Annotated in this window: 10 protein-coding genes; 7 read left to right on the top strand and 3 right to left on the bottom strand. The window is 68.3% G+C overall.

Annotated features, from left to right (window positions below; genetic code table 11):
- Nucleotides 1–72 precede the first annotated feature (72 nt).
- The gene (locus BKE38_RS00190) at nt 73–1,401 is read right to left on the bottom strand and encodes a cation:proton antiporter (protein ID WP_076955361.1); all 1,329 of its coding nucleotides are present in this window, start codon (nt 1,399–1,401) and stop codon (nt 73–75) included.
- A gap of 376 nt (nt 1,402–1,777) precedes the next feature.
- Between BKE38_RS00190 and BKE38_RS00185 the strand changes: the two genes are divergently transcribed.
- Nucleotides 1,778–2,998: an FAD-dependent oxidoreductase gene (locus tag BKE38_RS00185; protein WP_207553442.1), complete on the top strand. Its 1,221-nt coding sequence runs from the start codon at nt 1,778–1,780 to the stop codon at nt 2,996–2,998.
- A gap of 995 nt (nt 2,999–3,993) precedes the next feature.
- Here the strand turns inward: BKE38_RS00185 and BKE38_RS00180 are convergent.
- Nucleotides 3,994–4,812: a GntR family transcriptional regulator gene (locus BKE38_RS00180; protein ID WP_165694081.1), complete on the bottom strand. Its 819-nt coding sequence runs from the start codon at nt 4,810–4,812 to the stop codon at nt 3,994–3,996.
- A 101-nt stretch (nt 4,813–4,913) separates the two neighbouring features.
- Here BKE38_RS00180 and BKE38_RS00175 point away from each other — a divergent pair, with 101 nt between their 5' ends.
- The 6 genes from BKE38_RS00175 to BKE38_RS00140 all read left to right on the top strand — a co-directional run bounded on the left by BKE38_RS00175 (nt 4,914) and on the right by BKE38_RS00140 (nt 12,624).
- A complete protein-coding gene (locus tag BKE38_RS00175; protein WP_076955358.1) occupies nt 4,914–5,948 on the top strand; it encodes an amino acid ABC transporter substrate-binding protein in 1,035 nt (344 codons plus the stop codon).
- Nucleotides 5,949–5,957: 9 nt separating this feature from the next.
- Nucleotides 5,958–7,022, top strand: a complete 1,065-nt coding sequence (locus tag BKE38_RS00170; protein WP_076955357.1) for a threonine aldolase family protein — start codon at nt 5,958–5,960, stop codon at nt 7,020–7,022.
- Nucleotides 7,023–7,077: 55 nt separating this feature from the next.
- The gene (locus tag BKE38_RS00165; protein WP_242662117.1) at nt 7,078–8,661 is read left to right on the top strand and encodes an ABC transporter substrate-binding protein; all 1,584 of its coding nucleotides are present in this window, start codon (nt 7,078–7,080) and stop codon (nt 8,659–8,661) included.
- Between the two features lie 46 nt (nt 8,662–8,707).
- A complete protein-coding gene (locus BKE38_RS00160; protein ID WP_076955356.1) occupies nt 8,708–10,303 on the top strand; it encodes a gamma-glutamyltransferase family protein in 1,596 nt (531 codons plus the stop codon).
- Between the two features lie 613 nt (nt 10,304–10,916).
- Nucleotides 10,917–11,255 carry a hypothetical protein gene (locus tag BKE38_RS00150; RefSeq protein WP_076955354.1) on the top strand — a complete coding sequence of 113 codons (339 nt, stop codon included), beginning with the start codon at nt 10,917–10,919 and terminating at the stop codon, nt 11,253–11,255.
- Nucleotides 11,256–11,916: 661 nt separating this feature from the next.
- Nucleotides 11,917–12,624: a GntR family transcriptional regulator gene (locus tag BKE38_RS00140; protein WP_076955352.1), complete on the top strand. Its 708-nt coding sequence runs from the start codon at nt 11,917–11,919 to the stop codon at nt 12,622–12,624.
- Between the two features lie 87 nt (nt 12,625–12,711).
- Here the strand turns inward: BKE38_RS00140 and BKE38_RS00135 are convergent, their stop codons facing one another.
- Entirely contained in the window at nt 12,712–13,749 is a 1,038-nt protein-coding gene (locus BKE38_RS00135; RefSeq protein WP_076955351.1) for an L-idonate 5-dehydrogenase, read from the bottom strand.
- Between the last annotated feature and the right edge of the window lie 178 nt (nt 13,750–13,927).

The raw sequence follows: 13,927 nt of genomic DNA, 5'->3' as shown, positions 1-13,927 counted from the left end.
ACAAGTGGAAGCCAATGCGTCGTGCATCGGAGGCGCGGTTTGAGCCCAACTATGTGGGTGCCAGCGTTTGCCTCACCTTTGTTCTATCGGCTCGGGCGCTCCTCCGGGCCCCTTCAACCCGGGAGGTGGCGCCGCCTCCTCGGCATCCGGGTTCCGGCCCTGCGCGCGATCCAGGAACCGCATGATCGGCGTGACCGTCAGCCCGTGCAGGAGAACCGACAGCAGCACGATCAGTCCAACCAGCCCCCACAGTCGCTCCACCTCGGCCAGTTCCATGTGGTTGAGCCCGTAGGCCAGGTAGTACAGCGATCCGACGCCACGGATGCCAAAGAAGGCGAGGGTCAGCTTCTCGGTACGAGCGGCCTTGAAGCCGAGCAGGCCGACGAGGCCGGTCAGCGGTCGGATGACCAGCAGGACCATGACGGCCACAATGGCATCGGCCCAGGTGACCGGCGCGAGCAGGCCCCGTACCAGCGCGCCGCCGAACAGCAGCAGCAGCACCATCATGGCGATGCGCTCGATCTGCTCGGTCATCTCATGCATTTGGACCTGGAAGTCGTGGTCCCTGTGCGTGCTGCGGAACGTCAGCGCCGTCACGAAGACGGCCAGGAAGCCGTAGCAGTGGATGATCTCGGTCAAGCCGTAGGAGACGAGGGTAGCGGAGAGCGCAATGAGCCCGTCGCCCGTCCTGGCCAACTTGGTCTTGGCCGGAACATGGAAGGTGAGCCAGCCGAAGGCGCGGCCGATCAGCCAACCGGCTACCACCCCACCGACGATTTCCCAGAGCACCCTGTAGGTGACCCAATCGATGAACCAGGGCTCGCCAGTGCTGGCCGCGGCGCCGAGCGCGATGGCGAGATGCACGAACGGAAAGGCGAGGCCATCGTTGAGCCCGGCTTCGGAGGTCAGGCCGAAACGCACCTCATCCTCTTGCCCTGTCTTTGGGGGACCAACCTGAACGTCGGAGGCGAGGACCGGATCGGTCGGCGCGAGGCTGGCCGCCATCAACAGGGCTGCGGTCCAGGGATAGCCATGCCCCCATCCCAGCAGAAGCACGATAAGGCCGATACCGAGTGGCATCGTGATGCCAAGCAGGCGCCATGTCACAGCCCACCGGCGCCAGCTGAAGACGCGGTCGAGCTTCAGCCCTGCGCCCATCAACGCGATGATCACCACGAACTCGGTGAACCGCTCGGCGATCTCGGGGTGAGCGAGCGGCAACGGATTCAGCGCGACCTGCGGCAAGGAAAACAGCGCTGCCCCGAGCCCGATGCAGATGATCGGCAAGGACAGCGGCAATCGCCTCAGAACCAGCGGCAGCCAGGCAACGAGGGCGATGAGGATACCGAAGCAGGTGAAGGCAACGATATAGGGTTCAGGAAGCCAGGTGCCGTTGGTCATACGGCTTCTAACGATCCCGCTAGAGCAACGTTCCGGAACGTGCCGGCCGACGAGGATGACCTCTCAATCGCCCTTCCGCCTCGGACCGCCACCATGGAGCGAGGGCTTCAGCAATTGCTTGGCCATGATGCCGAGGACAAGGTGACCACCCGCTTCAGGCCGCTCTCTAATTTGCTGACTTGAGCTGAACAGTGAGTTCGAGCATTGCCCTTCTCCTGCCATCTGGATTCGGCCTCATACCCCCTGCAGGACCAGGTCGAAGAGCGCTATAGCTCCACACCTTCCGTTTCGATAACGTACCTTCCCTTGAGTTCATCTGGCAGGGATGCTGACGCGGCCCTTCGCTCAGGTCCCAGCTTGGCGATGGAGGGGATCGGTGCGGCATGACCTGGCTGTCGTGGGCGGCGGCATAGCCGGTGCATCACTGGCCTATGCCCTTGCCAGGGCTGGCGCAAAGGTCCTTGTGCTTGAGCGGGAGACGGCGTTCCGCGACCGGGTGCGGGGCGAGCAGCTGCACTGCTGGGGCGTCGCGGAAGCGCGCCTCCTTGGGCTGCACGAGTTGCTTCGGGCCCAAGGTGGCCATGAGGTGCGGCTCTGGTCGTCGCGCGTCGGCGGCCTTCCCTCGGGGTCTCCGCGCGATCTGGTCGACACCACGCCGCACCGCTTGCCCGCCCTCAACTTCCACCACCCGGAGATGCAGGAGGTCGTGCTGCAGGCCGCAGAAGCAGCCGGGGCCGAGGTGCGCCGAGGCGTGGTGGTGCAAGGCGTTACGCCGGGGCAACGCCCGCTCATCCGCGTGCGGACGCCGGGGGGTGCCAATGAGGAATTCGACACGCGCTTGGTTGTGGGGGCAGACGGCCGCAACTCGGCCTGTCGGGGTTGGGGTGGCTTCCAAGTGCACCGGGAACCGGACCGGATGATTGTGGCCGGAGCACTCATGCATGGGTACGGGGCACCCACCGACCGAATCACCTCCATCATGGATCCTGCCGGCGGGCGCCTCTCCTTCAGCGCGCCGCTGAGCCGCGGACGCTGTCGCAGCTATTTCGCATGGTTTGATGTCGCAGGCAGCCATGGGCGGCGTCGCCTTGCCGGGCCGCGCAGTCTGGCGGACTTCGCGGCGGGCAGCATTGCCGCCGGAGCCCCGTCGGAATGGTTTGCCTCCGCCGAGCTCATCGGTCCCATTGCCTCTTTCCCGGGCGCTGACAACTGGGTCCCCAATCCTTACCGCGATGGCATGGCATTGATCGGGGACGCGGCTGCATCGAGCGATCCCTCCTTCGGCGCTGGTCTCTCGCTGGCACTCGGCGATGCTCGGTCGCTGCGGGACCGGCTCCTTGCAAACGAAGACTGGGAGGTTGCAGCCCGGGAGTATGCTGCCGAGCATGACGGCCGTTATGGCGCGGTCCGCCGCATCACCGGGTGGATCAGGACACTGTTCCTCGACCCCCGGCCCGAAGCTGTCGCCCTTCGTGCGCGCGCCCTGCCCCGCATCGTCGCGGACCCCAGCCGCCGTGTGGATTACGTCGGGCTAGGTCCGCTGGCACCGAGCGACGATGCGGCCAGACGAAGGCTATTCGGAGAGGACGAAGGATGAGCCTGTAATCCCTCGGGAACAGCCACTCAAGAATTCAGCAGATACGGTTCGAACAGCGCCAGACTACCCAAATGCGCCGCTATGCCCAACCTGTCCCTAGGAGCACAAGAGCCCTGCCGCCGGCCGCCGGCCGCCAGGTTCAGGATGCAGCCTGCCCGGCTCATCGCCTGCTCCCCGCCCTTGGAACCGAAAGGTCTGGCCGCATAGAAGGTTCACCGACGCCTTCCGAGAGTTCATGGTGGTCAGGCTGAGCTGAGTTCCACGCAGCCAGCAGCATGCAGCGCGCATCCACATCAGGAAGTGTCGGGAGAGCGGCTGCGGCTCGCCAAGTGTATCAGTAGCCAAGGCTCGAAGTAGCTTTTGCAATTTTCCGACCACCCGATCTAATGAAGGGGCACGACGACATACGAGCGACGAAGCCGGAGGGGCAGGAATTGCCGAAACCTAGCAAGCCGAAACTCGAAGTAAAAATTCTCCCGCGTGGCTCAAACAAATGGCAGTGGGTCGTGAGTGAGAAAGGCGGCGCGTCTATCGCAAGCGGCGAGGTCTCCGGAGCACGGTCTCAGGCGTTAGCCGCCGGGAACGACGCGCTGCGTAAGCAAGAAAATATTCGTTCGCAGGAGAGGTAATACTCCTCTCAGTAGATGCACCCCAGCAGGATGACATCGCCATGGTGCCTCCGCTGGGGAAGGAGGCTCGTGAGCGCGGTGTGCTGGACGTCGATCTGCTGTGCCGCCGCTTCACAGCCGATGGTGCGGTGTCGCGCGGCCGCACGCGGGTGCGGCTGCGGACAGTCGTCCCGTCCGCGGGCTCCTGGCCGGAGTTTAGCCTCCGGCTCCCCTCCGCGCACGGGGGGCCGATGGTCGCATCGCCGGAGCGCTCGGCGATTCGGCTCGTTCGGTCACGGCGTCACGGACCAGATGGACCTCGGGCTTCATAGATCTTGGGTCCACAGAGCTGACCACAGTGGGTGAGAAGCCGCCTGCCTCGGTGGGTCACTTGAGGGACGACGACACCTTCGCATCCCGGGACCGCCGCTCTCCCAGCAGCTTCGCATAGTTCAGCTGGACCCGCTCGGCCGCCGTCGACAAATGCCCCTCCAAGATGGCCAGCGCCGCCTCCGTATCCCGCCGTTCGCAAGCCTCGACGAGGGCCACATGCTCTGCGGTGATGTAGTCCGGCACCGCAGCGACGCCGCGCGCCACCAGCGTCGCGTTGCCGTAGCGATGCGAGATCGCATGCGCCTGCTCGATGAAGGCCAGGATGTGCCGCCGACCGCATGGGGCGTAGAGCGCCATGTGGAAGCGCAGGTTCCAGGCAAAGAGCTCCTCGACGGCGAAGCCCTGCTCCACCTCCGCCAGCATCGCGCGCGCCAACCGGGTGTCGCGGCTGGTCAGGTCCGGGATGGACAGGCGCAGCGCCAGGGGCTCCAGCGCCAGCCGCGCCTCCCAGGCGTCCTGAAGCTCCAACGCGCTTTCGGGCGCAACGACGAAGCCGCGGTTGCGCTCGAAGCCGACCAGCCGGACGCCCTCCAGCTCCCGCAGCGCCTCGCGGACCGGGATGGTGCTGACCTCCAGCGCGCGGGCGAGTGGCTCGATGCGCACCGCCTCACCGCCCGGCAGCAGACCGACAATGATAGCCTCGCGCAGCACGGCGGCGACGAAGGCCGGGACCGGCTTGGCCTCCCGGCTGATCCGGGCCGCGATGGCACGCAGGCGATCCTGCCGGTCATCCGTTTGGGACGGCTGGGTGGTGTCGGCGCGGGAGGCCGGGCGGCGGGCCTTGTGGGTGGCAGGCGGTGTCACAGCCGTCACTATGTCCGATCCCCGAGCGCCGATGGCAAGGGGGCGGCGACTCCAATCGTATATGTTGACTCTAAATCGTATAGGGTTCCTCATCCTCCCAGGAGGAACCTATGCACCGCCGCACCCACCTGCCCCTGGCCGCCGCCCTGCTTCTGGCTCTGGCCATCCCACCGCCCTTGCAGGCGCAGGCTCCGCCCTCCGGCGATACCCTGGCGGTGGTGAGGGCACGCGGCGTGCTGAATTGCGGCGTCAACAGCGGCGTGCCGGGCTTCGCCGCGCCGGATTCTACCGGCACCTATCGGGGGTTGGACGTCGATGTGTGCCGGGCGCTGGCCGCGGCGATCTTCGGCGACGCCAGCAAGGTCAGCTACCGGCCGGTCACCGGCCAAACCCGCTTCCCGGCGCTGCAAAGCGGCGAGATCGACGTGCTGACCATGGAGGTCACCTGGACCTTCGCCCGCGATGCAGGGCTCGGGGTCAACTTCACCGCCATCAACTACTATGATGGCCAGGGCTTCCTGGTCCGCCGCGCCTCCGGCGCAGGCTCGGCCCGCGACCTGGACGGCGCCTCGATCTGCGTTTCGCCCGGGAGCGCGACCGAGCTCACGCTGGCCGACTACTTCCGCCAGCACCGCATGAGCTTCACGCCGGTGGTCATCGAGCGCGGCGACGACGCCGCCCAGGCCTATGTCAACGGCCGCTGCGATGTCCTGACCACCGATCGAGGGCTCCTCGGCGCGCGCCTCAGCGCCACGATCCCCCGGCCTGAGGAACACGTCATTCTGCCCGACATCGTGTCGAAGGAGCCCTACTCTCCCGTGGTCCGCCAGGGCGACGACCGCTGGGGCGACATCGTCCGCTGGACGATCTGGGCGATGATCGAGGCCGAAGAGTACGGCGTCACCTCCGCCAATGCCGAGGCGATGCGCGCCAGCGACAATCCGACCGTGCAGCGCCTGCTCGGCGTGGTGGGCGATTTCGGCCCGATGCTGGGCCTCCGCGCAGCCTGGGCCTTCGACATCATCCGCCAGGTCGGCAATTACGGCGAGAGCTACGACCGCAACCTGACGCCGCTTGGCCTGGAGCGTGGCATCAACCGGCTGTGGCGCGACGGGGGCCTGGTCTATGCGCCCCCGATGCGCTGAGGCCCGGCGATGCCGAGGATCGCCGACTTCCGCTCGGACCTGATGTCCGGCATTCCGCCCGCCGCGCTGCAGGCGATGCTCCAGGCGGCCCGGGGCATGCCGGAGATGGGCTTTCGCGACGATCCCTTCCAGTTGCGCCTGGAGCGCGAAGTCGCCGAGCTGGCGGGCTTCGAGGATGCTCTCTTCGTGCCCACCTGCACCCTGGCGAACCAGATCGCGCTGCGGCTCTGGTGCCGCCCGGGTGACGCCATCCTGGCCGCCTCGGACAGCCATGTGGCGAGCAGCGAGGCCGCCAGCACGGCGGGGCTGGCGGGTGTCGCCGTCCGGCGGCTGGCGGGGCGGTGCGGGCATCTGGGCCCGGCGGCGGTGCAGGCGGCGCTGGCACAGTCCCACGGGCCAGGTACCCAGCCAACCCGCCTGGTCTGGCTGGAGAACACGCACATGAGGGCGGGCGGCACGCTGGCTCCGGCAGGCTGGGGTGCCGCCATCGGCAAGCTGAGCCGCGCGTCCGGCCTGCGGGTCCATCTGGACGGTTCGCGTCTCTGGAACGCTGAGACAGCGACTGGCCTTCCGCTAGCTCCTCTGGCCGAAGGCGCCGACAGCCTGTCGCTGAGCCTGAACAAGGCCCTCGGTGCACCGGCAGGCTCTCTGCTGCTCGGTCCCCGCGACTTCATCCGCGAGGCCGTCGCGGTGCGCGGCACGCTGGGCGGCGCCTGGCGCCCGGTGGGGTTCCTGGCGGCGGCGGCGATCGAGGCGCTGAACGGCCGGACCGAACGGCTCCGCGCCGACCACGAGCGTGCCGGGCGTCTGCACGGGGAGCTCGCCGAGGCATTCGGCCCCCTCGCGGGTCGGGCGCCGGACACCAACATCGTCCTGCTCACCCTGCCCGCGGGCAGCGCCGCCTCCGAGATCGTCGACCGGCTGCGCCGCGAGCAAGTGCTGGCGCTGGCCCTGGACGAGACGACGCTCCGCTTCGTCACGCACGCCCGCATCGATGACCAGGCCGTCGCACAGGCCGTCGACGCGGTGCGGCGGGCGCTGTGCACCGCCCCAGAGAAGGCCACCCCGTCGTGACACTCGGGTGCCCTCCCGGCTTCCCGCAACCGAACAGGATTGGAGACGCGACCAGATGGCCATGTATCGCCGCGGATTGCTCGCCCTGGGCTGCGCCGCTGGATTGGCGCGCCCTGCCCTGGCGCAATCCGCCCGCGCCCGGACGCTGCGCGTCGTGCCGCAGGCCGACCTGGCCAACCTCGATCCGATCTGGACGACGGCCGCGGTCACCCTGAACCACGGCTACGCCATCTTCGACACGCTCTACGCCCTCGACGACACGCTGCAGCCGCGCCCGCAGATGGCCGCCGGGCACGCGCTTTCGGACGACCGGCGCGTCTGGACCATCCGGCTGCGGCCGGGCCTGACCTTCCATGACGGCGAGCCGGTGCGGGCGCGCGATTGCATCGCCAGCCTGCTGCGCTGGGGCAAGCGCGACGCCTACGGCCAGATGCTGAGCCGGGTGACCGAGAAATGGGAAGCCGTCGACGACCTGACCATCCGCCTGGCACTGAAAAAACCTTTTCCGCTGCTGCTCGATGCCCTGGCCAAGCGCGCGAACTTCCCGCCCTTCATCATGCCGGAGCGCCTGGCGCTGACCGAGCCCACCACCCAGGTCACCGAGATGGTGGGATCCGGTCCCTATCGCTTCTTCAAGGACGAATGGTCGATCGGCAACCGCGCCGCCTATGCCCGCTTCGATGGCTATCGGCCGCGTGACGAGGCGTCGAGCTTCCTGGCAGGCGGCAAGCGGGCGCATTTCGATCGCGTCGAGTGGCACACGGTGCCGGATGCCTCGACGGCGTCGGCGGCCCTGGTCCGCGGCGAGGTCGATTGGCTCGAGCAGACCATGCCGGACCTGAACGCCACTTTCGCGCGCAGCCGCGACGTCCGGCTCGAGCCGATCGACAATCATGGCCTGCTGTCCTTCCTGCGCTTCAACTGCCAGGCGGCACCCTTCGACAATGGCCGCCTGCGCCGCGCCATCCTCGGCGCCATCGACCAGGCCGACTACATGCAGGCCGTCACCGGCGATGCTATCCGCTGGCAGCGATGCGCCTCGATGTTCCCCTGCGGCATGCCCTTCTCGCGGGAGCTCGGCAGCGATCTGCTCAGTGGCCCGCGTGATCTGGGCAAGGTGCGGGAGGCGATCCGCGCCGCCGGCTATGCCGGGGAAAAGGTCGTCATCATGAACCCCACCGATTTCCCCTCGATCGCGCCGCTCGGCTTCGTCACCGCCGACCTGCTGACCAGGCTCGGCATGAAGGTCGATCTGCAATCGATGGATTGGGGCACGCTGGTGCAGCGCCGCGCCTCCAAGGCGCCGGTCGAGTCCGGCGGTTGGAGCATCTTCCACAGCTGGGCCGGAGCCACGACCATGATGAACCCCGGGCTGAACGACTATGTCCGCGGCCTGGGCGCCGGCGGCTATTTCGGCTGGCACGAGAACGCCACGATCGAAGGCCTGGTCGAGCGCTGGGTCGACGCAGCCTCGGATGACGAGCGCCAGCAGCTGGTCGACGCCATCCAGTTCGAGGCCTGGGCCGCGCCGCCCACCATCATGCTGGGGCAATACTATCCGACCACGGCGCTGCGCAGCGACCTGACCGGCCGCCTCTCCACCAGCATGCCGCTGCCCTGGAGCATCCGGCGCAGCTGACGCGCCACCGCTGCCCGACGAAACGCTCGCTCCCGGAGGACCGGCCATGGATGGCTCGCGACCCATCGTTTCCTCGCTGACCGGCATGGTGGCCGCGGCGCATCCCCTGGCGGCCCAGGCGGGGGCCGGGATCCTGTCGAAGGGCGGCAACGCCTTCGACGCGGCCGTGGCCACCGCGGCGGCGCTGAACGTGGTGGAGCCCGGCATGTCGGGGCTGGCCGGTCAGGGCGTTGCCGCCTGCTACGTCGCCGCAGAGGGGCGCGTCCGCACTCTGAACTTTATCACCCACGTACCGATGGCGTTCCCGGAGGGCCTGTACAAGGTCCGCGAAGACATGCGCCGCGGGGCGCATTCTCCTGGCGTGCCGGGCAACCTGGCGGGCTGGTGCGAACTGCTGAGGGCGCACGGCACCCGATCGCTGGCCGAGACCTTCGCCCCCGCCATTGCCCTCGCCCATGAGGGCTTCCCGCTGAGCGAGCTGAACACCCGGCACCTGAACAAGGCGGTCGATGTGCTCCGCGACCTTCCGTTGTTCGAGGCATGGAACGCGAACTACACCGGCGGCACCGGGCAGGTCGCCTTGCATCAGATCCTCCGGCAGCAGGCGCTGGGCGAGACGCTGGAGGCCATTGCGGCGCGCGGCCCTGACCACTTCTACCGCGGCCCGCTGGGCGAGAAGCTGGTCGAGCATCTCCGCGGGATGCGTGGCTTCATCAGCATGGCCGACTTGGACAAGGTGCAGCCGCATTGGAGCGAGCCGCTCACAACCGGTTACCGCGGCATCACCATCCACACGCTGCCGCCGCCGAGCGAGTCCTTCCAGTTCATCTTGACCATGAAGATGTTGGAAGCTTTCGACATTGCGGCGATGGAGCCGCAGAGCGTCGAGCATCTGGACCTGATGTGGCGCGCGATCCGCCTAGCCGCCGGGGAGCGCATCTACAACAACAAGCCGGATGCACGACAGCTGGCGCGGCTGCTCGGGGACGACAACCGCGACAGGCTGATCGCCGCGATAAGATCCGGGAAAGCCCTGGAGGGCCCGACCGAGCAATGGCTGCCGCGGCTGCCCGATCCGAACCGCGAGAACACCACCTCCTTCTCCGTCGCCGACCGGTTCGGCAACATGGTCTGCGTGACGCAGAGCCTGGGCGACCTTTTCGGCTCCGGCGTCGTCGTGCCCGGGACCGGCATCTGCCTGAACGACTTCCTCTACTGGGCCGAGGCGGACCTCCGCGGCGGCAATCCACTTCGCGCGGGCGAGCCACTGGCTTTCCCGACTGCGCCGACGATCAGCACCCGTGACGGTCAGCCCATCCTGGCCCTGGGGACCCCCGGCAGCTACGGCATCCTCCAGACGCAGCCGCAAGCCCTCGTCCAGTACCTCGATTTCGGCCTGGGGCTGCAGCAGGCCATTGAGGCGCCGCGCACCCGTCTCTGGGACGGGCGTCTGGTCAATCCCGAAAGCCGCATCGATGCTGCCGTCCTCGCCGAGCTCAGCAGCCGCGGCCATGTCATCGAGGACACGCCGCCCTGGACAATTCTGACGGGAGGTATGCAGGCCATTTCGAGGGATCCTGACAGTGGCGTCCTCGTGGGAGCGGCCGACCCGCGCCGGGAGGGGTACGCAGCGGTAGCGTGAGCATGGCAGCAGCGGCCATGGGAGCGGCGGGAAAGAACCGCCTCGCGCAGCGAGATGGAGCAGGCGACCTGGCTGCAGCAGCTCAGATCATTCCGTGACGTCACGATGAGGCAAAATTTCAGGCGGCCGACGGACGCTTGGACCCTGCTGGCTCCGGGGTGTAGGCAGCCAGTCAAGCCGGATCATTGGGGCAGTTTTCATGTCGCACCGCCAATCTGTGGGCCTACGCGCCGACCGTGGGCTGGGCGCGCAGGTTGACCCCCTCTATCGCCTCGGCGCCCCGCGCGGGCTCATGCCATTCGCGCCGCCGCCCGCCGACAAGGCCTGCACCCTGGGCCTGCGGTGGCACCCTGCCGGATCCCATCGCCAGCACTTCCGCATCCTGCCCCTCGCCCACGCTGCCGCCCGGCGGCATGGCAGGCGCCGCCGCCCTGGCTGGCGGCCCGCTGGTCCTTGGCATCGAGGGGTTGGCCGAGGCCGTCAGGGAAGAGATCGGCCACGAGCGTCCCAGCTCGGCCCCATTCCACCGCAGGCACGGAAGCCGACGGCCTTGCTCGTACACCAGCCATCGCGTGTGCGCCTGGACGACCCCGCCGAGGCCGCGGCCCCTGCCATGCTGCGGCGCCTGCTCGAGGCCGCCCCGAACCTCCATGGCAGGGTGCGGGAGCCGGACGCGGTCCTCCTGGTCGAGGTCCCGGGTGCCGAGTGGGTTATCCCTGTCGCCGACACACGGCGCATTCTGATCCACGCCTCGGACGAGGTCCCGCTGAAGGCAACGACGCCACGAACCGGCCGGATCAGCAAGGTCGAGCCGAGCTGCGCCGAGTTCCGCCGCGACGGCTCGGGTCGCTGGTACTGCCCTGCGGACGGCAACGGCGCCGTCCGTACCATGATCGCAGTTGGCGCCCGGCCGACGGCTTCAGCCCAGCGCCCGCTCCATGACTGCCATTGAACCTGCTGCGGGCCGCGACGGTGACCGTTGGGCCGCTGGACCCGGCCGCGCTGGTCGAGGCGGCCACCATGCTAGTCGGCGCCGCACCGGTCACCACATCCGCCCCGCCGCACGGGGCTCGGCTTGTCACCATCGGTGACGTGGGGCTGGCCCCACTGCCGCACCGGGATGCCGACGACTACCTCCGATGGCTAGCGGAGTGCGCCTCCCATCGGCTTACCGCCAACCCGATCACGCTCCGTGGGTCGGGGCTGCTGCCGAGACAGGGTGCCGATTACTGAAGCAAAGGCCAATTGGGCCAAGCAGCTGCCGGCTGCAGGTTGCATACAGGTGGTGCGTTCAAGTAGCGTTGGGCCAGCACTGAAGAAGAACAGACGGTCTGGCTGATAGGAGCCGCCTGAATTAACATTGTCGCTGAAAGAATAGCTCTGGAGCTTCGAGATGGGGGATCGGTGAATTGCCAGCTCTCGATGTAAAACCCTTCAAAGTCAATAAATTAGCTTGAGGCTGGAGCACTGGTATGCCTGGGCGGACAAATGCCGGTAGCCTTGGCTAACAGAATGGTCATCCCGACTTCGCACGGTAGCAGCAATCGTATAGTAGTATGCCGGCAGGCCCCGCCGGGCCGCGAGAACCGTGACCACAGAGAACTGGACAAACAATGGCGCCGCTGCAGGTCCTGGAATCCTTCAGCCGGATGGACCATTCCGGCCCTGTCGGGCTGAACATCGCGCGTTTCCTGCGCGACGCCATCATCCGCAACCAGTTGCAGCCCGGCCAGACCCTGCCCGAGGCGGAGCTCGCCCAGATCATGGGCGTCAGCCGCCAGCCGGTGCGCGACGCTTTGATCCGCCTGTCGGAAAGCGGCCTGCTGCGCATCCTGCCGCAGCGCGGCACGCTGGTCACCCGCATCTCGGTGCGCGCCGTCGAGGGTGGCCGCTTCGTCCGCCAGGCGGTCGAGCGCGCCATCATCCGCCAGGCCGCCAGCGCCGTGGCCGACGCCGATCTCCGCGCCATGCGCCGCAACGTCGACGAGCAGGAGGAAGCGCTGGAGCGCGGCGACCATGCCGGCTTCCTGGCGCTGGACGACGCGCTGCACCAGGGCTTCGCGCGCTGCATGGGACAGGAGACCGCCTGGGACGCGCTGGCCGAGGTGAAGCTGCAGATGGACCGCGTGCGCTTCCTGAGCGTGCCGACGCATGCGACGCCGGGGCCGGTGCTGCTGCGCCAGCATCGCGCCATCCTGGCAGGCCTCGCCGCGCGCGACCCCGACGCCGCCGAGGCCGCCATGGCCGAGCATCTGTCCGAGGTGCTTTCTTCATTGCCGCAGCTGGCCACGCGCTTCCCGTCGCATTTCGACGCGACCTGACAGACATGCGGCGCAACGCGAACGATCGCGCCGCAGGTTGAGTGCCGGAAGCAGCGCTGCCACGCGAAGGCGGCAGCCCGACAGAAATCAGAACTCGATAACGACCTTGAGGTTGGTCGCGCGGTCGCGGGCGGCGTCGAAGGCGGCGCTCGCCTGGGCCATCGGGAACTTCGCCGTCAGCAGCGGGCGGATGTCGATCAGCCGTCTCTCCAGACAGGTCACGGCATCGGCAAAGACCTCGCCGAAGCGAAAGGCGCCGCGCAGGTCGATCTCGCGCGCCATGATGCGGTTGGCCATGACCGGCGTCTCGCCGCCGGGCAGCGAGCCGACCTGCACGACGATGCCCCCGGCCCGTACCGCCAGCAGTCCGGCATTCAGCGCGGCATTGGCGCCGGACGCCTCGAAGACCACGTCATAGCCGCCGATGGCCGCCGCGGCCTCCTGCAGCGCCCCGGTGCCTTCGGCGACGTTGAAGCTGGCATCGGCGCCCATGGCACGGGCGGCGGCCAGCGGCGGGTCGATCATGTCGGTGATCGCCAGATGCGCGGCACCGCCGCGGCGCGCCGCCAGCATGACCAGCTGGCCGATCGGCCCGGCGCCGGTCACCAGCACCTTCTGCCCCATCAGATTGCCGGCGCGATGCGCGGCGTGCAGCGCCACCGACAACGGCTCGGCCATGGCCATCTCGGCGAAGGGCAAATCCGCCGAGACCGGGAAGCACTGGCCTTCGGCGACGGTGGTGAACTCGGCGAAGCCGCCATGCATATGCGGGAACTTGCTGGCGCTGCCCATGAAGAAGACACGCTCGCAGAGGTTCGGCCGTCCCTCGCGGCAGCGCGGGCAGGCGCCGCAATTGCGCGACGGGTTGACGCAGACGCGCATGCCGGGCGCCAGGCGTTGCACGGCGGCGCCGACCTCGGCGACCTCGCCGGCGAATTCATGACCGGGAACCAGCGGCTCGCGGATGACGAAATCGCCGACACGGCCATGGAAGAAATAATGCAGGTCGGAGCCGCAGATGCCGCCGGCGCGGACGCGCAGGCGGACCTCATGGGGCGCCGATGGCGGCAGATCGCGCGTCTCGATGCGCAGATCCCGGGCGGCGTGCAGGACGCAGGCGTGCATGGCTTTCCTCGCTTCACTACCAGTCTGGACCGGTCCGGCCGGGCTTGGGAAGCGCCGGCTTGGGCCCGTTGACATTCTACCATTCTAGCATGCATCTTCCGGCACAACAGAGGAACCCCGGGCATCGCCGGGGCCGGGAAGGGAATTGTCCGGCGCCCGTCGGCCGCCCGAACCGGTC

The organism is Teichococcus deserti (assembly GCF_001982615.1).
GTDB classification, from domain to species: domain Bacteria; phylum Pseudomonadota; class Alphaproteobacteria; order Acetobacterales; family Acetobacteraceae; genus Pseudoroseomonas; species Pseudoroseomonas deserti.
Note: the sequence above shows the minus strand (reverse complement) of the source record. Positions and strands in the feature narration are given on the sequence as shown.

What these genes read in the sequence shown, in the direction of transcription:
- BKE38_RS00190 (WP_076955361.1), bottom strand. Translation starts at nt 1,401, where the DNA reads ATGACCAACGGCACCTGGCTTCCTGAACCCTATATCGTTGCCTTCACC.
- BKE38_RS00175 (WP_076955358.1), top strand. Translation starts at nt 4,914, where the DNA reads ATGCACCGCCGCACCCACCTGCCCCTGGCCGCCGCCCTGCTTCTGGCT.
- BKE38_RS00170 (WP_076955357.1), top strand. Translation starts at nt 5,958, where the DNA reads ATGCCGAGGATCGCCGACTTCCGCTCGGACCTGATGTCCGGCATTCCG.
- BKE38_RS00165 (WP_242662117.1), top strand. Translation starts at nt 7,078, where the DNA reads ATGGCCATGTATCGCCGCGGATTGCTCGCCCTGGGCTGCGCCGCTGGA.
- BKE38_RS00160 (WP_076955356.1), top strand. Translation starts at nt 8,708, where the DNA reads ATGGATGGCTCGCGACCCATCGTTTCCTCGCTGACCGGCATGGTGGCC.
- BKE38_RS00150 (WP_076955354.1), top strand. Translation starts at nt 10,917, where the DNA reads ATGCTGCGGCGCCTGCTCGAGGCCGCCCCGAACCTCCATGGCAGGGTG.
- BKE38_RS00140 (WP_076955352.1), top strand. Translation starts at nt 11,917, where the DNA reads ATGGCGCCGCTGCAGGTCCTGGAATCCTTCAGCCGGATGGACCATTCC.
- BKE38_RS00135 (WP_076955351.1), bottom strand. Translation starts at nt 13,749, where the DNA reads ATGCACGCCTGCGTCCTGCACGCCGCCCGGGATCTGCGCATCGAGACG.